Below are 21,293 nucleotides of genomic sequence, written 5' to 3' on the forward strand. Positions count from 1 at the left end.
GAGAAGAAAAGCATGACAACAGAAAATCAAAACCCGCTTATTCTTGATAAAAACGAAGAAATTTCCCAGCAAAAAGCTGACGATATCCGCCTGCAGCTCCGCCAGGAACCAGAGGTGAAACGGCTAGTACAACAAATTGACGTTAAAAACCAAATGGAGCTGCTTGAGTACGGAAAGGAGCCGGCCGTTGAAATCTCTAAGTTCTCTGACCGCATCTTGGGGATGATGAAAACGACAAGCGTGACAGACTCAGGCACGATGCTGACCCAGCTTGGAAAAATCATGGACCGTTTTGACAAAAACGATTTTGACGAGCCAAAGGGACTGATGGCTAAGATTTTCAAACGCGGCGGCAGCATGATTGAGAAAATCTTTAAAAAGTACCAGACGCTCGGCGGAGAAATTGAAAAAATCAACGTTGAGATTTCTAAATATAAAGATGAGATGACCAAAACAAACTATACGCTCGATGAAATGTATGAAAACAATATTAATTACTATATGGAGCTTGAAAAATACGTTGTTGCCGGACAAATGAAGCTGGAAGAGATGCAGTCCACTCTCCCTTCATATGAAGAAAAAGCAGCAAGCGGAAATCAGCTAGCGCAAATGCAGCTTGATACGCTGCGCAACGGCATTCAGGCGCTTGAGGAGCGGGTATACGACCTTGATATGGCGCGAATGGTGGCACTTCAAACCGCACCGCAAATCCGCCTTCTTCAGCGCGGTAATGCGAAGCTGATCGGAAAAATCAACTCCGCTTTCATCATCACCATTCCGATTTTCAAAAACGGCATTATTCAGGCTGTCACAGTAAAACGGCAAAAGCTTGTGGCTGACTCCATGAGCGAGCTTGATCGCCGGACAAACGAGATGCTGAAACGAAATGCGGAAAACATCTCGAGCCAGAGTGTTGAAATTGCCAGAATGGCCGGCAGACCGAGCATAGATATTGAAACGATTGAATCGTCTTGGAACACGATCGTCAGCGGTATGCAGGAAACAAAACAAATTGAAGAAGAAAACAAACGTCTCCGCGAAGATGGTGCAAGACGAATTGCCGAGCTTCAGGATAATATTAAAAAAGCAGCATTGCAGCAATAAAAAGCCCCCCGCTTGTGAAATATAAGCGGGGGTTCTACATTTACACCATTTAGTTAATGACATTGTGTAAAGACAGTTGTAAACTTAAACGGTAATCATTTTGCATATCAGAGGTGTTGACAATGGGAAAACAACAGCCTATATCCCAGCGTAAGCTGCTGGGTGTCGCCGGTTTAGGGTGGCTGTTTGATGCAATGGATGTCGGAATATTATCGTTTATTATCGCCGCGCTCCACGTGGAGTGGAATCTTGCGCCTGAAGAAATGAAATGGATCGGAAGCGTGAATTCCATCGGCATGGCTGTGGGTGCGTTTTTATTTGGGCTGCTGGCTGATCGAATCGGCCGAAAAAAGGTGTTTATCATTACCCTTTTGTGCTTTTCCATCGGAAGCGGCATATCAGCTTTTGTGACAAGCTTATCTGCATTCCTTATTCTGCGTTTTGTTATTGGGATGGGGCTTGGCGGCGAGCTGCCAGTCGCTTCAACTCTTGTTTCTGAAGCGGTTGCGCCTGAAAAGCGGGGCAGAGTGATTGTGCTACTGGAAAGCTTTTGGGCAGTAGGCTGGCTCGTAGCAGCACTGATTTCTTACTTTGTGATACCGAGCTTCGGCTGGCAGGCCGCCCTGCTGTTGACGTCGCTGACTGCTTTTTATGCTCTGTACTTGCGGACGAGTCTGCCTGATTCGCCGAAATATGAGTCGCTTTCTGCTAAAAAGACATCGGTATGGGAGAATGTAAAAAGCGTTTGGGCAAGACAGTACTTACGGTCGACTGTGATGCTGTCGATCGTTTGGTTTTGCGTGGTGTTTTCTTATTACGGCATGTTCCTATGGCTGCCTAGTGTCATGCTGCTCAAAGGCTTCAGCATGATTGAAAGCTTTGAATACGTCCTGCTGATGACGCTTGCTCAGCTTCCGGGCTATTTTTCTGCTGCGTGGCTGATCGAAAAAGCGGGACGGAAGTGGATACTCGTCTTTTACCTGATTGGTACAGCAGGAAGCGCCTATTTCTTCGGAACTGCGGATTCATTAGGCCTTCTGCTTACAGCTGGAATGCTGTTATCGTTTTTCAATCTTGGTGCGTGGGGCGTGCTGTATGCCTATACACCGGAGCAATACCCGACAGCGATTCGCGCCACAGGTTCAGGGACGACAGCGGCGTTTGGAAGAATCGGCGGTATCTTCGGGCCGCTGCTCGTTGGAACGCTCGCCGCTCGCCATATTTCGTTTTCAGTGATTTTTTCAATCTTTTGCATTGCGATCTTACTCGCGGTTGCTTGTATTTTGATTATGGGAAAAGAAACGAAACAAACTGAGCTTGAATAGGAAAAGCACCTCGCGATTGAGGTGCTTTTTTACATTTGAACCCGGGCTGCGGATCATCGTGTTTGTCTGGCAGAGCGCCATGGCAGTATAAACAGAATCGTGTAAAGTACCGAAACGGTGTGTGTTGATATAGAAAACCTGCAAGACATGTGCCGACAGTGGTTCCTCGCCGCAAAATGGATTGAAAGACACCATCACTTCTTATCACGCCTATAAATTTTATAATGTTGAAAATATGAAACAGATATGTATTGAGAAACCTCTATTTCGTCCACGAATCTTTTCGGGGTGCGTCTACCCCGCTTCTCACATGAGTAAGATGCGGTGATTTTGACAATGTTGCATTTTGACCTGCATGTCGGTAGGTGAGTTCTTTTCCGCTGTAATCAAGCGTACGAATAATAGCAAGTCCTGATTTATCAGACAGCATTTTAAAAATTTGGCAGTTGTTTGATCATTTGGTTGTTTCTAGTCGTGAAACTGCAAATAAGTCAACTTATTTTTCCAGATCGAGAGCAATAAGTCCTGAAATATAAAGAACAAAAGATTTTTTGTAAGCGCTTAATAGTAGAAAAAGCCTGAATTTTATCTGCAATATGCACTAATTAAGAAGGATTAAAGAGTATTTAGGAGTATTCACAAGGTTAAGGAGCTATAATAAAGAATATAGAGAAATGATACAGAATAAAAGCGTATATGCTGTTTGTATGGAATGTTACATAAGTGTTACGGTAATAAAGATTGCTTCATATGGAGGGAAAATATGAGTGTAGATGAGAAATCAATTAAGATAAAAGTCGAGAAAGTATCTAAAATTTTTGGGAAACAAACAAAGAAAGCAGCTCAAATGCTTGCCAACGGAAAGACAAAAAAAGAGATCCTGAAAGCGACTGGATCAACCGTTGGGGTAAATCAAGCAGATTTTGATGTGTATGATGGTGAGATATTTGTCATCATGGGTCTATCAGGGAGCGGTAAATCAACATTAGTACGGCTGCTAAACCGTTTGATTGAACCGACTGCCGGAAACATTTACATTGATGGTGACATGATAACAAATATGTCTAAAGACCAGCTCCGGGAAGTCCGCCGGAAAAAAATCAGTATGGTCTTCCAAAAGTTCGCTCTGTTCCCGCACAGAACGATACTTGAAAACACGGAATACGGGCTGGAGCTTCAAGGTATAGACAAACAAGAACGTCAGCAAAAAGCGCTTGAGTCCCTTAAGCTTGTCGGACTTGAAGGATTTGAACAGCAATATCCTGACCAGCTTTCCGGCGGAATGCAGCAGCGTGTCGGCCTTGCCCGCGCGTTGACGAATGATCCGGACATCCTTCTGATGGACGAAGCGTTTAGTGCGCTCGATCCATTGATTCGTAAAGATATGCAGGATGAGCTTCTTGATCTTCACGAAAATGTCGGGAAAACAATTATCTTTATTACGCACGACTTGGACGAAGCGTTGCGGATCGGTGACAGAATTGTTCTAATGAAGGACGGTAACATTGTTCAAATCGGCACGCCTGAAGAAATCCTGATGAATCCATCTAACGAATATGTTGAGAAATTCGTCGAGGATGTTGATTTATCTAAAGTCCTCACAGCAGGCCATATTATGAAACGCGCTGAAACGGTGCGGATTGATAAAGGGCCTCGCGTAGCTTTGACACTGATGAAAAACCTTGGAATTTCTTCGATTTACGCAGTGGATAAACAAAAGAAATTGTTAGGTGTTATCTATGCGTCTGATGCGAAAAAAGCGGCTGAGTCTGATTTGTCACTTCAAGATATCTTGAATACAGAATTTACGACTGTACCAGAAGATACGTATCTGACAGAGATTTTTGATGCTGTTTCTGACGCAAATATTCCAATTGCGGTTGTAGATGAGAAGCAAAGAATGAAAGGGATTGTCGTAAAAGGCGCACTGATTGGCGCGCTTGCCGGCAATAACGAGTATATCAATGCTGAAAGCACTGACGAACAAACACAAGATCCTTCTGTACAGGAGGTGAAGTAAGATGGATAGACTGCCTAGAATACCTTTAGCAGATATCATTGACCGTTTTGTTGACTGGATTACGATGACGTTTGGCGGATTCTTCGACGGAATCTCAAACGGACTTGCCGCTTTTGTAAATGGAATTGTCAGCGGACTTGGATTTATACCATCTATTTTGTTAACGATTATTTTCGCCGCACTTGCGTGGTGGATCAGCACAAGGGGAATTGCGTTATTTACGTTGATTGGTTTCCTCTTGATCGATTATTTAGGATATTGGGACCCAATGCTTCAAACATTGGCGCTTGTTCTGACATCGGTCATTATTTCGATTGTGGTCGGGGTACCGATCGGAGTTTGGGCGTCCCAGAAAGAAACGGTTCGCCGTATTGTAACACCTATTCTTGATTTAATGCAGACAATGCCTGCTTTCGTATATCTATTGCCGGCGATTTTCTTCTTCAACATCGGTGTTGTGCCGGGGGTTGTAGCATCTGTTATCTTCGCGATGCCGCCGACAATCCGCATGACTGTTCTCGGTATTAAGCAAGTGCCGGCAGATCTGATTGAAGCAACTGAGGCGTTCGGTTCTACGACAGCTCAGCGTTTGTTTAAAGTTCAGCTTCCGCTTGCGACAAAAACCATTCTGGCCGGAATCAACCAAAGCATCATGCTTGCGTTATCAATGGTTGTTATCGCCGCAATGGTCGGTGCACCGGGACTTGGTTCTGAAGTATACAGTGCCGTTACACAGCTGAAAACCGGGGTCGGCGTAGAGGCCGGTATCGCCATCGTTATCGTTGCCATTACGCTGGACCGCATTACTCAAAACATTAAAGTGAAGAAGAAAAGCAGGGGGAATGCCTGATGCTTAAAAAAATCATCGGTATCGGCGTTTCCGCTATGCTGGCGCTCTCACTTGCGGCTTGCGGTTCAGAAAGCGATGAAAATGCAACCGCGGCTCAACAGGTGAATAAGACCATCATCGGGATTGATCCCGGTTCAGGGATTATGGCCCTGACCGACAAAGCGATGAAGGAGTATGAGCTGAACGACTGGACATTGATTTCGGCGTCAAGCGCCGCGATGACCGCAACACTTAAAAAGTCATACGACCGTAAGAAACCGATTATCATTACAGGGTGGACACCGCACTGGATGTTCTCCAGATATAAGCTGAAATATCTCGATGATCCGAAACAATCATATGGCAGCGCAGAGGAAATCCATACGATCACACGCAAAGGCTTCAGCAAAGAACAGCCGAATGCCGCTAAGCTTCTGAGCCAGTTTAAATGGACGCAAGACGACATGGGTGAAGTCATGATCAAGGTGGAAGAAGGCGAGAAACCTGCCAAAGCCGCTGCTGAGTATGTGAAGAACCACAAAGATCAAATTGGGGAGTGGACAAAAGGCGTTCAGAAGGTGAAGGGAGACAAAATCAACCTTGCCTATGTGGCGTGGGACAGTGAGATTGCCAGTACAAACGTGATTGGCAAAGTCTTTGAAGACTTGGGCTATGACGTAACGTTTACTCAGGTAGAGGCTGGCCCGATGTGGACCGCGATTGCCACGGGAAGCGCGGATGCATCCCTTTCCGCATGGCTGCCGAATACCCATAAAGCATACGCTGCCAAATATAAGGGCAAATATGACGATGTTGGCACCAGTATGACTGGCGTGAAGATGGGACTTGTTGTGCCTCAATATATGAAAAACGTTAACTCAATTGAAGATTTGAAGAAGTAAAGATAATGAAGGCTGCCGAGTAATTCTCGACAGCCTTCATTTTTTCCTTCAAGAAAAGCGAAGCCAACAAAGAAAACCTTAAGTGAGAATGTAAAAAGGTTATGATGACTTAGTCACTTATCACTTTTTCCTAATCCAAATGGTCTTTAGGTTTTTCTTTATGATTTCTAGCTTTCACTTCCGTAAATATATTATTTGCAGGTTTTTCAAATTCATTGGAGGGCTTAGAGTGATGTGATTCAATCAGTGATTTTAGCATTTGAATATCCTCTTTCGTCGCGGATTGTTTTTCGGATTTTAACATATAACCTAACTGGCCGTTCGATTCTATTGTAGCCCATTGTAAATCAGCCAAGTGCTGAATATTTTGTTGTCTTAACCTTACTTCAAGCATATCAACTGTTAAGCGCAGTTTTTTTAAATTTTTTTCATTCACTTCGCCGTTTTCGACTACTGTAAGTGATTTTCCATAAATAAACGTCTCAAGGGTATCCGATTTCAAAACGATATATTCAATGAAAAGAAGTGTGAGTACCATTAAAAACGTAATCACCATTGTAATCCAAATGTTCCTGTTGCCAACAGGTTGAATAATTAATGATCCAACAGCTATCATCATGACAGTCTGAGCTACCGTAAGCTGAGAAACGGATTTTCTCCCAGCTAACCGCAAAATAAGAACTCCTCCTGCGACGACCACTATAGATTTCCATATGAAGTTGAAATCCAAAAAAACATCCCCTCTTTTCAACCAATCAATAAATTCCTGCGCTGTTTTTATTGTGGATTAAATTTTGAATTCTATTCTTCAGCGATAATCACCAAACGGAATCTAAATGCAGCAGACTGCTTTTTTAATTTCATTATGCCTAAGGCTTTTTTTTCTTTTCGACATTTTCAATGGTTTCTCCGTGAGCGATTTGATATAACCTGCTTTTAGGTTCATATATTTTTTGAGAAGGCCATAGTCCATGATGTCCTGAAAATAAATAACTAACGATACAAGCGACAAAAAAGTACTCTAACCCCTTTCCGTCAAACATCTCCATTGCCAATAGGAAGGCTGCTATAGGAGTATTGGCACCGCCGCAAAAAACAGCGATCAATCCTAATGCAGCGAGAAATGACATGGGTAAATCCATGAATGTGTGTAAGGTGTTCCCTAATGTTGCCCCCATAAAAAATAAAGGTATGGCCTCTCCGCCAACAAAGCCGGTTCCAAGCGTAACTGCTGTAAAAACCAGTTTGGCGAGGAAGGCAAAAGGAGGAACATCTTCTTTAAAGGATTGCTGCAGCATCTCTAATCCCCGGCCATTGTAATCTTGTGAACCTGCTATTAGCGTTAATGCCACAATGACTATTCCGCCAACAAAGGCCCTCTTCATATGATTTTTTTTGAAAAGCTTCTCCGAAAATGTTTGTATACCGTGTCTCATTTGACAGTATAAAACACTTAATAGACTGAACATAACAGCTGCGAGAATCACTTTTATAAACGTCATAACAGATAGTTGAGGCACAATTTGTATAATGAATTTTTCGTGTTTATGTCCCAAAGCTGCTGTTGTCATAAAGTGACCGACAAAGCTGGCCGCCAGACAAGGAACAAGTGCTTCGAATTTCAGCTTTCCTAAAGCAGCCATTTCCATCCCAAAAACAGCACCTGTTATGGGGGCTCCAAAGGCGGCGCCAAACCCGGCGCTTATGCCGCTCATGATGAACAATTTACTGTCGAATATGTTTAAACGAAAAAACCTGTTTACTGCTGCAGCGATACTTCCTCCCATTTGAACAGCCGCACCTTCTCTTCCTGTAGAACCGCCAAAAAAGACTGTTATGAAGGTTCCCAAGTAGACGATAGGTCCCATTCTCCGCGGAACGCTTTTTTTTCCATGAACCGCGTCTATCACTAGATTATTTAATTCAGCAGTATCATTTAAGGTATTATTCAAAAATACCTTTCCGTAGCTCATATAGACGTATCCTAAGACCAACCCGCCTAAAGGGAGAAGGAAAATTAACCAATCCCTTTTTTCTCGTATTTCTCCTAGATAATCGTTTGTCTCTAAAAGAAAAGTTGTTGTCGAGCCAACAATGATACCAATAATGCTTCCAAAAATAATCCATCGAACAAGAACTGAAAAAAAGTTTTTATATCTTAGTATGATTTCATTCATCCATTACCCTCATTTCTAGCCGCATAACTTATGTAAGATTCTGATACGCTTGTTTGATTTGCTTTTGGAAATTGGTGGAGAAACGAATTTACAACCATCTAAGCTAACCGTTTGAACCTATTGTTGCCCATTGTTCAAAAATTGATGATCGAAATTTTAATGAAAAAGGAAAAGCTTCTACATGATCAGCTCTTACATAGGCAGTGGCGAATGGTGAAAACCTGGCTGAAGGCCGCAGCCAAGTCCGGGTGCAGATATCTTGTATGGCTGTGCATGCCGCAAGCGGAATTTCGTAAGTGAAGCGGCTTCGGTATATGCTCCTGCTTGCTCTGATTCGGTCTACATCGGTCTTTGTGTTGAATTGTAACTAGGGAGCGTTTTTCTATAATGCTGCCCGCCGGCTTGTACGACGGGCTTTTGAGTTATTCATTGCAGAAGCACAGGCTGTTATTGTAAGATGTAAGCCAAAGCCATTCGTAAAAGTGCGGGAGGAAGGTCATGAATAATCTGCGTAATAGACTTTCAGGCGTGAATGGGGAAAATAAGAGAGTAAAAGAAAAAGAACAAAAAATCTGGACGGAGATTGGGATGATAGCGGGAGCGTTTGCACTCCTTGATGTGATCATCCGCGGCATTATGTTTGAATTTCCGTTTAACGAATGGGCTGCAAGCCTTGTGTTTTTGTTTGTTATGATCTTATATTACTGCATCAGGGCAGCGGCATCTGGAATGCTCCTGCCGAGAATAAACACCGAAGAAGAATTGAAAAAACGGGTGAAGCAGCAGCGATTAGATTCAATTGCAGTTGCTTTTGCGGTAGTGATGCTCACGATGTACGACAGGGGGATTCCCCATACATTCTTCGCTTGGCTGAAAATGATCCTTCTTTTTATCGTCTGCGGCGGGGCACTGTTTCTGCTTCGGTATGTTATTGTGAAGTGGTCTTACAGAAGAGCGGTAAAAGAAGAAATAAAGTAGAAATCATCTTAGGTGAGATGGTTTCTTTTTTTTTGTTTGGGAAAACGGCTCATGTTCCGGGCAGCGTTTTCTAGTTGGATAGGCACATGGATTTGAATTCACTCTACTAAGTTGTTTTGATAGAGTGATTGTGATAATTTAAAATGTAAGCGTTAACAAAATTCTCCAGTCTTCACATCAGTTTGAAAGGAGGAAGCGGAAGAATGAAGTAAGAGGGATATGTTTGACTCCGCATTAAGTCTTTAATAATTAAATAAGGAGTGTCAATAATGTTTGAAAAACGATTCAAAACCTCTTTACTGCCGTTATTCGCTGGATTTTTTCTGCTGTTTCATTTGGTTCTGGCAGGACCGGCGGCTGCGAATGCTGAAACAGCGGACAAATCGAATGAGCTTACAGCGCCATCGGTCAAAGACGGGACCATACTTCATGCCTGGAATTGGTCATTTAATACGTTAAAACACAATATGAAGGATATTCATGATGCAGGATATACAGCCATTCAGACGTCTCCGATTAACCAAGTAAAGGAAGGGAACCAAGGAAACAAAAGCATGTCGAACTGGTACTGGCTGTATCAGCCGACATCGTACCAAATTGGCAACCGTTACTTAGGTACTGAACAAGAATTTAAAGAAATGTGCGCTGCTGCTGAAGAATATGGCGTAAAGGTCATTGTTGACGCTGTGATCAATCATACCACCAGTGACTATGCTGCGATTTCTAACGAGATTAAGAGTATTCCAAATTGGACTCATGGAAACACACAAATTAAAAACTGGTCCGATCGATGGGATGTCACGCAGAATTCATTGCTCGGGCTGTATGATTGGAATACACAAAATACACAAGTACAGTCCTATCTGAAAGGCTTCTTAGAACGAGCATTAATTGACGGCGCTGACGGATTTCGCTTTGACGCCGCCAAACATATAGAACTGCCGGATGACGGGAATTACGGCAGTCCATTTTGGCCGAATATCACAAATACATCTGCCGAGTTCCAATACGGAGAAATCCTGCAAGATAGTGCCTCCAGAGATGCTGCGTATGCGAAATATATGAATGTAACAGCATCTAATTATGGACATTCCATGAGGTCTGCTTTAAGGAACCGTAATCTGAGCGTGTCGAATGTCTCCCATTATGCGTCTGCTGTGTCTGCGGACAAGTTAGTCACATGGGTGGAATCGCATGATACGTATGCCAATGATGAGGAAGAGTCCACATGGATGAGCGATGACGATATTCGTTTAGGCTGGGCGGTGATTGCTTCCCGCTCAGGCAGTACGCCTCTCTTCTTTTCCAGACCCGAGGGCGGCGGAAATGGTGTGCGCTTCCCGGGGAAAAGCCAAATCGGCGATCGAGGGAGTGGTTTATTTGAAGATCAGGCTATCGTTGCGGTCAATACATTTCACAATGTGATGGATGGACAGCCTGAGGAGCTCTCGAATCCGAATGGAAACAATCAGATATTTATGAATCAGCGCGGCTCGCACGGCGTTGTGCTGGCAAATGCAGGTTCATCTTCTGTCACTATCAATACGTCAACAAAATTACCTGATGGCAGCTATGATAATAAAGCTGGAGACGGTTCATTTCAAGTAACGAATGGTAAACTGACGGGCACGATCAATGCCAGATCTGTGGTTGTTATTTATCCTGACGATATCGCAAATGCGCCTCATGTCTTCCTTGAGAATTATAAAACAGGGGTCACACATTCTTTCAATGATCAGCTGGCGATTACCCTGCGTGCAGATGCGAATACAGCAAAAGCCGTGTATCAAATCAATAATGGGCAAGAGACAGCGTTTAAGGATGGAGACCAATTAACAATCGGAAAAGGAGCTCCATTTGGCACAACATACACCGTTACGTTAAAAGGAACGAACGGTGATGGTGTAACGAGGACCCAAGAATACACGTTTGTCAAAAAAGACCCGTCTTCAGCCAAAATTATCGGCTATCAAAATCCAAATCATTGGGGCCAAGTAAATGCTTATATCTATAAAGATGATGGAGGCCGCGCAATAGAGTTGACCGGATCTTGGCCGGGAAAAGCAATGACCAAGAATGCGGATGGTATTTACACGCTGACGCTTCCTGCGGATACGGATACAACGAATGCTAAAGTGATTTTTAATAACGGCAGCGCCCAAGTGCCCGGCCAAAACCAGCCTGGCTTTGATTATGTTCAAAACGGTTTATATAACAACTCTGGGTTAAGCGGTTCTCTTCCTTATTGAGGGAAGTGGAAACTCTCATAGAAACCATCATAGATGGTTTCTCAGCGTGTCGACAAACCCTCGCATTCGTTGTCAGTCCTGCGCGTTGGTGCTCACGAATTCCTACATTCGCTGTGCTCCAATGCTCGTCCTTCCTAGACTTCAAAGATTTTCAATCACGCTGAAAAGATGACAAAATGCTAAAATGGTTTTCATTTTAGCATTTTGTCAACAATCTGAGAAACCATCATAGATGGTTTCTTTTTTGTTCATAAATCAGACAAATCTTTTCTCTTGCAAAAGTTTGTGAAATGTTGCACAATATAAATGTGAAATACTTCACAAACAAACACCGAAGAAAAACAACCCTTGGAAGGATGATTAATGATGAATAAACATGTAAATAAAGTAGCTTTAATCGGAGCGGGTTTTGTTGGAAGCAGTTATGCATTTGCGTTAACGAACCAAGCGATCACAGATGAGCTTGTGGTCATTGATTTAAATAAAGAAAAAGCAATGGGCGATGTAATGGATTTAAACCACGGAAAGGCGTTTGCGCCGCAACCGGTCAAAACATCTTACGGAACATATGAAGACTGCAAGGATGCTGATATTGTCTGCATCTGCGCCGGAGCAAACCAAAAACCTGGTGAGACACGCCTTGAATTAGTAGAAAAGAATTTAAAGATTTTCAAAGGAATCGTCAGTGAAGTGATGGCGAGCGGATTTGACGGTATTTTCTTAATCGCGACAAACCCGGTTGATATTCTGACTTACGCGACATGGAAATTCAGCGGCCTGCCAAAAGAGCGAGTGATCGGAAGCGGCACAACACTAGATTCTGCCAGATTCCGTTACATGCTGAGCGAATACTTTGGCGCAGCGCCTCAAAACGTGCACGCGCATATTATCGGCGAGCACGGCGACACAGAGCTTCCTGTCTGGAGCCACGCGAATATCGGCGGTATGCCGGTTAGTGAACTTGTTAAGAAAAATAATGCATATAAACAAGAGGAACTTGACCAGATCGTAGATGACGTGAAAAACGCCGCTTACCATATCATTGAGAAAAAAGGCGCGACTTATTACGGTGTTGCGATGAGTCTTGCCCGCATTACAAAAGCCATTCTTCATAATGAAAACAGTATTTTAACTGTCAGCACATATCTGGACGGACAATACGGCACAGATGACGTGTACATCGGCGTTCCGGCAATCGTCAACCGCGGAGGAATTGCAGGCATCACTGAGCTGAACTTAAATGAGAAAGAAAAAGAACATTTTCTTCACAGCGCCGGCGTTCTCAAAAACATTTTAAAACCTCATTTTGCAGAACTAAAGGTCAACTAATCGCAACTATAGAGTAAAGGGCTGATTGTCAATGGTTGAGCAGCTGTATGATCCGTTTGGAAACGAGTATGTGAGCGCACTTGTGGCGCTCACTCCAATTCTCTTTTTTCTCTTAGCTTTAACTGTTTTTAAAATGAAAGGCATTCTCGCGGCATTTCTTACCTTAGCCGTCAGTTTCATCGTCTCCGTTTTGGCATTTCATATGCCGGTAGAAAAAGCGATTTCTTCTGTTTTGCTGGGAATCGGAAGCGGGCTGTGGCCGATTGGCTATATCGTCCTGATGGCGGTGTGGCTGTATAAAATCGCAGTGAAAACCGGAAAATTCACTATTATTCGTTCCAGCATTGCCGGCATTTCGCCTGACCAAAGGTTACAGCTATTATTAATTGGTTTTTGTTTTAACGCGTTTTTGGAAGGCGCGGCCGGTTTTGGTGTTCCGATTGCGATTAGTGCGGCGCTGCTTGTCGAACTTGGTTTTAAACCGTTAAAAGCGGCGGCGCTCTGCTTGATTGCGAACGCAGCCTCTGGAGCCTTTGGGGCGATTGGGATTCCTGTGATCACAGGGGCGCAGATTGGTGATTTGTCCGCTCTTGAGCTGTCACGGACATTGATGTGGACACTGCCGATCATCTCATTTTTGATTCCGTTTCTGCTTGTTTTCCTATTAGACCGAATGAAAGGAATCAAACAGACTTGGCCTGCCCTATTGGTTGTGAGCGGGCTGTATACAGCGGTTCAGACACTGACAATGGCGGTGCTCGGGCCGGAATTAGCAAACATCTTGGCGGCCTTATTCAGCATGGGCGGGCTTGCGCTCTTCCTTCGCAAATGGCAGCCGAAAGAGATTTACCGGGAGGAAGGAGCCGGCGAGGCTGGTGAGAATAAGGCATACAGTACCGCTGACATTGCGAAAGCGTGGTCTCCTTTCTACATCTTAACTGCGGCGATCACAATCTGGAGCCTTCCTGCTTTCAAAGCGCTTTTTCAAGAAGGCGGACTGTTGTATCAAACAACGCTTCTTTTTAAAATGCCTTTTCTGCATCAGCAAATGATGAAAATGCCGCCGATTGCGCCATCCGCCACGCCGTTAGATGCAGTCTTTAAAGTCGATCTGCTGTCAGCTACTGGTACAGCGATTTTAGCGGCGGTCATCGTGACAGGCCTGTTCAGCAAAAATTTCTCTTGTCGGGATGCCTTTGCGTCCATGAAGGAGACAGGAAAAGAGCTGTGGGTGCCGATTATGACGATCTGCTTTGTGATGGGGTTTGCCAATCTGGCCAACTTCGCAGGGCTCAGCTCTTCAATTGGGTTAGCACTGGCCAAAACAGGAGACTTGTTCCCGTTTGTCAGTCCTGTTCTCGGCTGGATCGGCGTGTTCATTACTGGTTCTGTTGTCAGCAATAACGCTTTGTTCGGACATTTGCAGGTTGTTACCGGAGCGCAGATCGGTGCTGGTTCTGATTTGCTGTTAGCCGCAAATACGGCGGGCGGGGTGATGGCGAAACTCGTTTCTCCTCAATCCATTGCAATCGCCGCCGCAGCGGTCGGCCAGACAGGCAAGGAATCTAAACTGTTTAAGCGGACAGTGGCGTACAGCCTCATTCTGTTATTGATCATTTGTATATGGACATTTATTCTAGCAAGATTAGGAGTGTAATCAACAAAAGCAGTACATGCCAGCCATGTACTGCTTTTTGGTGTTAATTTGCTTTCTTCGCCATTTCCGCTGTTGTTTTCACTCTGGCTTTTCCCATAAACAAAATGGTAACCGCTGCGAGGATAATTGGAATCAAAGCGAGCAAAAAGATGTACGTGATACTTGATGACATCGCGTCAATGATGCGATTCAGGATCATATCAGGAATTTGGGAGCGTGTTCCCGCTTGGAAAATCTCCTGCGGATCGCCGATATTTTGCGCGGCGCCTGAGCCTGCTGAGCCTTTCATACCGCTGAAGGCATCACTCAGCTTGTTTGTGAACACGTTTGTTTGCACCGTTCCGAAAATGGTGACGCCCAAGGTCATGCCGAATGACCGCAAAAATGAATTTGTAGAGTTGGCCGTCCCCCGAAAGCGAGGTTCAAGATCGTTCATCGATGCCGCCGGTAGCAGGGAAAAATTAAAGCCTACACCAAAGCCGGTAATCATCATAAAGACTGTCAGCCATACCCGTGCCGTCTCCGGTGTCATATTGGATAAAAGCAGCATGCCGATAAAGAAAGCCGTGACAGATATCAGCATCAAATTGCGGAAGCTTGCCTTCGTTTGGAAGATCCCGCCGATCATGCTTCCGATGACTGATCCAATCATCATCGGCGTCAAAATAAAGCCTGCGCTTGTCGCAGAGCTGCCGTAAACCGCCTGAACGAAAATCGGAATAAATACCGCTAAAATAATAAATGTGCCGCCATACAGGAAAGCGAGAATCTGCGCTGTGGCAAACAATCGGTTTTTAAACATCCAGAAAGAAATGATCGGCTCTTCCGCTTTTCTCTCCACAATAAAAAAGGCAATGAAGAAAACGGCGAACACAATAAACAAGCCAATGATCTGAATCGAATTCCAATCGTATGTTTTGCCGCCAAGCTCAAGGGCGAACATCAGGCATACAATGGATACGACCAAAGTAATCGCGCCGCCCCAGTCAATTTTCTGCTTTCTGTGCTCCAGAGATTCTTTGTAATAGCGAATAATGAAAAACAATGACAATGCGCCGATCGGCACATTGATGTAAAACACCCAGTGCCAGCTGATCGCGTCTGTAATGATCGCGCCTAACAGCGGTCCAAGAACACTGGATAATCCAAATACAGCGCCGAACATGCCGGACATCTTACCGCGTTTTTCCGGCGGAAACAAATCAAAGATAATGGTAAAAGCAATTGGCAGGAGCGCGCCGCCTCCAATACCCTGAATGGCCCGGTAGATGATCAGCTGATTCATCGTCTGTGCAATCCCGCATAAAGCCGACCCGATTAAGAAAAAAATAAGTCCAAACAGGAAAAAGCGTTTTCGGCCGTACATATCGGAAAGCTTGCCGTAAATCGGCATTCCGGCCATGACTGCCACCATATAGGACGCCGTTACCCAAGCGAATTTATCGAAGCTTCCAAGATCGGCTACAATGCTGCCCATCGCGGTGGCAACAATCGTATTGTCCATCGCAGACATCAAGATGCCCAGCAGGAGACCGAGGACCACAAATTTGGTGGAAGCCTGCTTTGCTAATGTTGTGTCCATTTGTTCTACCTCCTCTTACTTTTCTATGTAAGTTCTGATATCATGATAATAGTTTGGTCATCGAATATCTCGATTATCAAGATAAATTCGATTTTATAGGGAGGATTGTCAGTTGTCAACAAGAAATTCCAGAAGTGAGTTGGAAAGGACTGCCGTTCAGCTTTTTCGGAAATTGGGCACAAGAACGGTTCTGTTTCACCAAGCAGCCGCTCAAGCTCTCGGTCTGTTTCCCACCGATTTAAAATCAGCTGACATCTTAAATGAAGCAGGGCCAATGACGGCTGGAGAGCTGGGGAAAAAGACGGGCCTCAGCACGGGTTCGGTCACGGCGCTTGTTGACCGTCTGGAAAAAGCGGGGTATGTGGCTCGTGAAAAGGACCCTAGTGATCGCCGTAGAGTCATAATTGTCCCATTGACCGCTTCAAAAAAACATGTAAAAGATTTGTTTCGTTCACTGTCGGAGTCTACGATGGATTTATGCCGCGACTATACCGAAGAGGAACTGGAACTCATTTTCAGTTTCGTAAGAAAAGCCGCCGATATTATGGAGGAAGAGCTTGAACGTCTGAAACAGTAAGCGAAATTGTGCATAGCTTGGCCCGTTCCCGAATAAATTGTACAAGTTACGTAAGAGAAGGGAGTACGGGCCGGTGAACATTTTTTTGAGCTATATTGTGCTTGGACTGTCCTTGTCTGCGCCTGTGGGACCAGTGAATGCGGCGCAAATAGACAAAGGAATTAAAAACGGTTTTTGGCATGCGTGGGTTTTTGGTTTAGGCGCCATGACAGCGGACGGACTGTACATGCTTTTTATTTATTTCGGGCTGTCACAGTTTTTGACCGCTCCATTTGTGAAAACGTTTTTGTGGCTCTTCGGCTTTTTTGTTCTGACCTATACCGGAATTGAAACGCTGAAAAATGTCAGAGAACCGATGGATGTGCGAAGCTCACGAGGAAAAGCGTCGTACCAGAAAACATTCGCTTCGGGTTTTCTCATTTCACTGTCAAATCCATTGAGCATCCTGTTTTGGCTTGGGATTTACGGCAGCATACTTGCGAAAACAGCAGAGGCCTACGATATGAATCAGCTTCTCATCTATAGCTCCGGTATCATGATCGGCATTTTAATCTGGGATTTTTGCATGGCGATCACAGCCAGCATGTTCAGAAATCTGCTTCATGAAAAGCTATTGAGAGGATTGACCGGAATCGCTGGTGTGTCTCTCCTTGTATTTGGATGTTACTTCGGTTATCAAGGCATCAAACAGTTATTGGGCTGATTCATCAAGGACAGTCACCTGCCGCTTCTGGTTTTAATATAGTATCCAGATGATACTGGAGGTGGATCAATGTGGATGGGATGTACACCAAAAGTTTTCTGGAACGTAATCAAGAAGAGCTTCTTGAATGGCAAAGAATCGCTTTTGAGCTTCTGGCAGAAACTGTGGCCGATGGCGCGGATACGTTTCCATGCATTCCCGGACGGCAGGCGTTTCTGACTGACCAGCTCCGCATTGCGTTTGCCGGAGATCCGCGGGAAAACGGTACGGCGGAGGAACTGGCTCCATTGCTTGCGGAGTACGGAAGGATTTCACGGGACACTGGAAAATACGCTTCTCTCATCGTGTTGTTTGACACACCGGAGGATTTGGCTGAGCACTATACGGTTGAAGCGTATGAAGAGCTGTTTTGGTGCTTCTTGAATAGACTAAGCGATCAAGATAAAAAAGAGTGGCCGGAAGACATTCCGACCGATCCCGAGCATTACAAATGGGAGTTTTGTTTTGACGGTGAGCCTTATTTTCTGCTCTGCGCTACACCGGGGCATGAGGCGAGGAGAAGCCGGAGCTTTCCTTATTTTATGATCGCGTTTCAGCCAAGGTGGGTGTTTGAAGAGTTAAATGGATCAACCGCATTTGGCCGCAACATGAGCAGGTTGATCCGCTCGCGTTTAGAAGCCTATGATCAAGCTCCGATTCATCCGCATTTAGGCTGGTACGGAGGAAAGGATAATCGCGAATGGAAACAGTATTTCCTCCGTGATGACGAAAAGCAGGTGTCGAAGTGCCCATTTTCTTATTTGAAGAACATGTTCAACAAAATGAAATAAATCACGAGCTGGCAGGGCGGTCTTTATGTCCCTGCTTTTTTTGATAGATCACTGTAACGACCGCAATAATCGTGAGAAAACCTATACTCACAAAAAAACCGGGCCGGCTTGATTTTTCAAACAGTGTGCCGGACACAGCCGCAGCAATCAGAATCATCGCTGAATAAATTTGCGTTTTCCCCATGCCCTCGGGATCGGTCAGCTTTTTGCTGGAGAACAGGATAAACAGCCAAGTGTATAAAAGCATAAGCCCCGCTGCTGTGGTCATGTGCTCATAAATGTTTTTGGGCAGCACTAAAGACAGTATGATGGATAAAATAAGCCCTGCAAACGTCAGCCCCAGCGCCGGCCAGCATATTTTTTTGCCTTCCTTTAAGGTAAAACATTTCGGCGCGTCGCCGTCATCAGCCATCGTACAAAGCAATGTCGTAACCGCAAAAAGGGAAGCGACTAGGGTCGAGAACCCGGCGATAATAAAAATCCCGTTAAAAATATCGAGGATAATCTTAAGGTTGTATCCTTTTAGCGACGTAATGAACGGGCTGTCCTGCTGTGTAAACGTGTCTAATGGAACCAGCAGCAAAGCCAGTCCGATCGAAATAATATAAATAACCGCCAGTGTCGCCAGCATCAGCTTCCCTGATTTTGACGCTTCCTCTGGTTTTTTTAAGTGAACCGCCATCAGCCCCATGACCTCAATTCCGCCAAAGGCGTAAAACGCGTAGATTAAACCTGTCCACAGCCCCATGGCGCCGTATGGGAAAAACTCACTCGTCTTATTTGGAATTTGTACATCGTGCTTTCCGCCGGATAAGATGCCGCATAATGCCAGGATGGCAATCACAATAAACATAAAAATAGCGGCTGTTTTGATGACTGCCAGTACGTTTTCAGTCTTCTCAAAAACAGACAGCCCGGTGAAAATAATCAGAAGCCCAAGTACCGCGTAGATTGAAGCGAACACCCATAGCGGGACTTGTGGAAACCAATGCTTCGTAAATAGCGAAATGGCTGTCAGCTGGCTTCCGGTAATCAGCATTTCTGATGACCAATACACCCAGCCGTTGCTGAACCCGGCCCATCTGCCGAATGCTTTTCTTGCATACGCGCAAAACGAGCCTTTTTCCGGCTGCTTTGCCGACAGCTTGGCAAGCTGCTCGAATACAAAATACGTGCCGATTGCCCCAATCAGAAATGAAAGCAGAACGGAAAAACCGCTTTTCACTATGGCAATGCTGGAACCAAGAAAAAATCCTGTTCCGATTGTGCATCCTATCCCGATTAATGACAGCTGCCACCAAGCCAAGTTTCCTTTTTGCTGGTCTTTTTTTGTTTGACTCATCAATTTCAACCCCTTTTATCTAAGGTTAGATTGCGACCCGCCTGAAGCTTATATACATCGGATTTTTGCCTCTTTTTACATGGAGAAGGCGGCGAACGCCCATACTAATGAAAAAAGGAGCGAAGCAATGACACAGCAATATATTATTGAGCCGAAAAAAGGGCTTGGTCTGAAGCTGAAAAAGGGGCAGGTTTTGAAGGTGGTTGATGTAGAAGGGCAGCAGATAGCAGATTTTGTCGCGTACCATGCCAAAGATTTTTATGAGCACCTTGATCAGGGCGCGACCATTGATGCCAATCATTCTATTCATGTGAAGGTCAATGACCATCTCTACTCCAATCTGTACAAACCGATGCTGACGCTGATTGAGGATACGGTCGGCAAACATGATCTCCTGCTTCCCGCCTGCCGACCTGATATGAACAGGCTGTTATACGGCAAGCAAAAGGATGAGTTTCAGGATACGTGCTATGACAATATGAACCGGGCGCTTGAGCAGTTTGGCGTACCGAAGCCTCACATGCATTACCCATTTGCGATTTTTATGAATACTGTCCTTGATGAGAGAGGGAACCTGTCTGTGGAAACGCCGCTTTCGAATGCCGGCGATTATGTAAGGCTGAGAGCGGAAACGGATTTGATTGTCGCGTTTTCTTCCTGTCCGATCGAAAAAGGAAAGTGTAATGGAGACAGTGTAACGTCAATACGGGTGGAAGTCAGCTGATCTCTCTTGTTCACTGCAAATGAAAACCTATGCTATATTTAATAGGGATACATAACGATGATTCATTTCCATTCAGTTGGGGAAATGATCAAATAAGAAACAGCGATTGTACAGGAGGAATGAGTAGGATGAGTGTGCAGGAAACGATTATGCGTGAATTACATGTGAAGCCCTCAATTGATCCAAAACAAGAAATTGAGGAACGAATCAATTTTTTAAAGCAGTATATAAAGAAAACCGGCGCTAAAGGCTTTGTATTGGGAATCAGCGGCGGACAGGATTCATCTCTTGCCGGGCGCCTTGCCCAGCTTGCCGTGGAAAGCATTCGCGAAGAGGGCGGAGACGCTCAGTTTATCGCGGTCCGTCTTCCGCATGGCACACAGCAGGATGAAGACGATGCCCAGCTCGCTCTGAAATTCATCAAGCCGGACAAATCCTGGAAATTTGACATTCAATCAACAGTCAGCGCTTTTGCAGATCAATATCAGCAAGAGACAGGCGATAAGCTGACAGACTTTAATAAAGGGAACGTAAAAGCGAGAACGAGAATGATTGCTCAATACGCGATCGGCGGCCAAGAAGGCCTTCTTGTGATTGGAACAGACCATGCGGCCGAAGCCGTAACTGGTTTCTTTACGAAATACGGTGACGGAGGCGCAGATCTCCTGCCGCTGACAGGCTTAACAAAGCGTCAGGGAAGAAGCCTGCTGAAAGAGCTGGGTGCACCGGAACGCCTATACTTAAAAGAACCAACTGCCGATCTGCTCGACGAAAAACCGCAGCAGACGGATGAAACAGAGCTTGGCATTTCCTACGATGAGATTGACGATTATCTTGAAGGAAAAGAAGTATCAGCGAAAGTGTCAGAAGCGCTGGAAAAACGCTACAGCATGACTGAACATAAACGTCAGGTTCCGGCGTCTATGTTTGATGACTGGTGGAAATAAGACCCAGAAAGCCCGCTC

At 44.8% G+C, this 21,293-nt stretch carries 17 protein-coding genes and 2 pseudogenes; 14 read left to right on the plus strand and 5 right to left on the minus strand.

The genetic code is table 11. From position 1 onward, the window contains the following. Positions 1 to 12 precede the first annotated feature (12 nt). Together ABZM97_RS01755 and niaP are read left to right on the plus strand one after the other, a co-directional pair. Positions 13 to 1,104, plus strand: a complete 1,092-nt coding sequence (locus tag ABZM97_RS01755; RefSeq protein WP_087993123.1) for a toxic anion resistance protein — start codon at positions 13 to 15, stop codon at positions 1,102 to 1,104. Between the two features lie 122 nt (positions 1,105 to 1,226). Continuing rightward, positions 1,227 to 2,429 (plus strand): niacin permease NiaP, encoded by a 1,203-nt coding sequence (gene niaP, locus ABZM97_RS01760; RefSeq protein ID WP_253268801.1) that lies wholly within the window; start codon positions 1,227 to 1,229, stop codon positions 2,427 to 2,429. Positions 2,430 to 2,793: 364 nt separating this feature from the next. Here the strand turns inward: niaP and ABZM97_RS01765 are convergent. Then, positions 2,794 to 2,897: pseudogene (locus ABZM97_RS01765) on the minus strand (transcriptional regulator); the annotation flags it as partial. 295 nt (positions 2,898 to 3,192) lie between these two features. On the opposite strand from ABZM97_RS01765, the gene opuAA reads away from it, so the two are divergent. Genes opuAA through opuAC form a run of 3 tightly spaced genes read left to right on the plus strand, consistent with a single transcriptional unit; the run spans position 3,193 to position 6,180 of the window. Further along, positions 3,193 to 4,449 (plus strand): glycine/proline betaine ABC transporter ATP-binding protein OpuAA, encoded by a 1,257-nt coding sequence (opuAA, locus tag ABZM97_RS01770; RefSeq protein WP_202328709.1) that lies wholly within the window; start codon positions 3,193 to 3,195, stop codon positions 4,447 to 4,449. A 1-nt stretch (position 4,450) separates the two neighbouring features. Beyond that, positions 4,451 to 5,299 (plus strand): glycine/proline betaine ABC transporter permease subunit OpuAB, encoded by an 849-nt coding sequence (opuAB, locus tag ABZM97_RS01775; RefSeq protein ID WP_010331371.1) that lies wholly within the window; start codon positions 4,451 to 4,453, stop codon positions 5,297 to 5,299. Next, positions 5,299 to 6,180: a glycine/proline betaine ABC transporter substrate-binding protein OpuAC gene (gene opuAC, locus ABZM97_RS01780; protein ID WP_367387148.1), complete on the plus strand. Its 882-nt coding sequence runs from the start codon at positions 5,299 to 5,301 to the stop codon at positions 6,178 to 6,180. The genes opuAB and opuAC overlap by 1 nt, the downstream gene beginning before the upstream one ends. A gap of 130 nt (positions 6,181 to 6,310) precedes the next feature. Here the strand turns inward: opuAC and ABZM97_RS01785 are convergent, their stop codons facing one another. Beyond that, a complete protein-coding gene (locus ABZM97_RS01785) occupies positions 6,311 to 6,910 on the minus strand; it encodes a DUF421 domain-containing protein (protein ID WP_176365303.1) in 600 nt (199 codons plus the stop codon). 139 nt (positions 6,911 to 7,049) lie between these two features. After that, on the minus strand, positions 7,050 to 8,357 hold the full coding sequence (locus tag ABZM97_RS01790; RefSeq protein WP_087993129.1) for a chloride channel protein: 1,308 nt from the start codon (positions 8,355 to 8,357) through the stop codon (positions 7,050 to 7,052). 498 nt (positions 8,358 to 8,855) lie between these two features. Between ABZM97_RS01790 and ABZM97_RS01795 the strand changes: the two are divergent. The 4 genes and pseudogenes from ABZM97_RS01795 to ABZM97_RS01810 all read left to right on the plus strand — a co-directional run bounded on the left by ABZM97_RS01795 (position 8,856) and on the right by ABZM97_RS01810 (position 14,570). Continuing rightward, positions 8,856 to 9,431: pseudogene (locus tag ABZM97_RS01795) on the plus strand (DUF6773 family protein). A 173-nt stretch (positions 9,432 to 9,604) separates the two neighbouring features. Further along, positions 9,605 to 11,584 carry a starch-binding protein gene (locus ABZM97_RS01800; protein ID WP_087993132.1) on the plus strand — a complete coding sequence of 660 codons (1,980 nt, stop codon included), beginning with the start codon at positions 9,605 to 9,607 and terminating at the stop codon, positions 11,582 to 11,584. Positions 11,585 to 11,947: 363 nt separating this feature from the next. Further along, positions 11,948 to 12,913, plus strand: a complete 966-nt coding sequence (locus tag ABZM97_RS01805; RefSeq protein ID WP_202328804.1) for an L-lactate dehydrogenase — start codon at positions 11,948 to 11,950, stop codon at positions 12,911 to 12,913. 31 nt (positions 12,914 to 12,944) lie between these two features. Then, positions 12,945 to 14,570, plus strand: a complete 1,626-nt coding sequence (locus tag ABZM97_RS01810) for an L-lactate permease (protein WP_087993134.1) — start codon at positions 12,945 to 12,947, stop codon at positions 14,568 to 14,570. Between the two features lie 43 nt (positions 14,571 to 14,613). On the opposite strand, the gene bmr3 is transcribed toward ABZM97_RS01810, so the two are convergent. After that, positions 14,614 to 16,152, minus strand: a complete 1,539-nt coding sequence (bmr3, locus tag ABZM97_RS01815; RefSeq protein ID WP_148962922.1) for a multidrug efflux MFS transporter Bmr3 — start codon at positions 16,150 to 16,152, stop codon at positions 14,614 to 14,616. Positions 16,153 to 16,264: 112 nt separating this feature from the next. On the opposite strand from bmr3, the gene ABZM97_RS01820 reads away from it, so the two are divergent. From ABZM97_RS01820 to ABZM97_RS01830, 3 genes are all read left to right on the plus strand, one after another. Further along, positions 16,265 to 16,729 carry a MarR family transcriptional regulator gene (locus tag ABZM97_RS01820; protein WP_087993135.1) on the plus strand — a complete coding sequence of 155 codons (465 nt, stop codon included), beginning with the start codon at positions 16,265 to 16,267 and terminating at the stop codon, positions 16,727 to 16,729. 73 nt (positions 16,730 to 16,802) lie between these two features. After that, a complete protein-coding gene (locus ABZM97_RS01825) occupies positions 16,803 to 17,432 on the plus strand; it encodes a LysE family translocator (RefSeq protein WP_010331361.1) in 630 nt (209 codons plus the stop codon). Between the two features lie 80 nt (positions 17,433 to 17,512). Then, positions 17,513 to 18,262: a YqcI/YcgG family protein gene (locus tag ABZM97_RS01830; RefSeq protein WP_367387469.1), complete on the plus strand. Its 750-nt coding sequence runs from the start codon at positions 17,513 to 17,515 to the stop codon at positions 18,260 to 18,262. A 1-nt stretch (position 18,263) separates the two neighbouring features. Here ABZM97_RS01830 and ABZM97_RS01835 read toward each other — a convergent pair whose 3' ends face one another. After that, positions 18,264 to 19,604: an amino acid permease gene (locus ABZM97_RS01835; RefSeq protein WP_087993136.1), complete on the minus strand. Its 1,341-nt coding sequence runs from the start codon at positions 19,602 to 19,604 to the stop codon at positions 18,264 to 18,266. Positions 19,605 to 19,731: 127 nt separating this feature from the next. On the opposite strand from ABZM97_RS01835, the gene ABZM97_RS01840 reads away from it, so the two are divergent. Then, complete coding sequence (locus ABZM97_RS01840) at positions 19,732 to 20,328, plus strand: DUF1989 domain-containing protein (protein ID WP_087993137.1); 597 nt, start codon at positions 19,732 to 19,734, stop codon at positions 20,326 to 20,328. Positions 20,329 to 20,456: 128 nt separating this feature from the next. Further along, positions 20,457 to 21,275, plus strand: coding sequence for an ammonia-dependent NAD(+) synthetase (nadE, locus tag ABZM97_RS01845; protein ID WP_087993138.1), 819 nt, complete (start codon positions 20,457 to 20,459; stop codon positions 21,273 to 21,275). Positions 21,276 to 21,293 lie beyond the last annotated feature (18 nt).

The organism is Bacillus vallismortis (genome assembly GCF_040784915.1).
GTDB classification, from domain to species: domain Bacteria; phylum Bacillota; class Bacilli; order Bacillales; family Bacillaceae; genus Bacillus; species Bacillus subtilis_G.

Bases quoted from the DNA above. Each gene is read 5' to 3' on its own strand.
- nadE (WP_087993138.1), top strand. From the start codon at position 20,457: ATGAGTGTGCAGGAAACGATTATGCGTGAATTACATGTGAAGCCCTCA.
- opuAA (WP_202328709.1), top strand. From the start codon at position 3,193: ATGAGTGTAGATGAGAAATCAATTAAGATAAAAGTCGAGAAAGTATCT.
- ABZM97_RS01840 (WP_087993137.1), top strand. From the start codon at position 19,732: ATGACACAGCAATATATTATTGAGCCGAAAAAAGGGCTTGGTCTGAAG.
- ABZM97_RS01835 (WP_087993136.1), bottom strand. From the start codon at position 19,604: ATGAGTCAAACAAAAAAAGACCAGCAAAAAGGAAACTTGGCTTGGTGG.
- niaP (WP_253268801.1), top strand. From the start codon at position 1,227: ATGGGAAAACAACAGCCTATATCCCAGCGTAAGCTGCTGGGTGTCGCC.
- bmr3 (WP_148962922.1), bottom strand. From the start codon at position 16,152: ATGGACACAACATTAGCAAAGCAGGCTTCCACCAAATTTGTGGTCCTC.
- opuAB (WP_010331371.1), top strand. From the start codon at position 4,451: ATGGATAGACTGCCTAGAATACCTTTAGCAGATATCATTGACCGTTTT.
- ABZM97_RS01830 (WP_367387469.1), top strand. From the start codon at position 17,513: ATGTACACCAAAAGTTTTCTGGAACGTAATCAAGAAGAGCTTCTTGAA.
- opuAC (WP_367387148.1), top strand. From the start codon at position 5,299: ATGCTTAAAAAAATCATCGGTATCGGCGTTTCCGCTATGCTGGCGCTC.
- ABZM97_RS01800 (WP_087993132.1), top strand. From the start codon at position 9,605: ATGTTTGAAAAACGATTCAAAACCTCTTTACTGCCGTTATTCGCTGGA.
- ABZM97_RS01805 (WP_202328804.1), top strand. From the start codon at position 11,948: ATGATGAATAAACATGTAAATAAAGTAGCTTTAATCGGAGCGGGTTTT.
- ABZM97_RS01810 (WP_087993134.1), top strand. From the start codon at position 12,945: ATGGTTGAGCAGCTGTATGATCCGTTTGGAAACGAGTATGTGAGCGCA.
- ABZM97_RS01755 (WP_087993123.1), top strand. From the start codon at position 13: ATGACAACAGAAAATCAAAACCCGCTTATTCTTGATAAAAACGAAGAA.
- ABZM97_RS01790 (WP_087993129.1), bottom strand. From the start codon at position 8,357: ATGAATGAAATCATACTAAGATATAAAAACTTTTTTTCAGTTCTTGTT.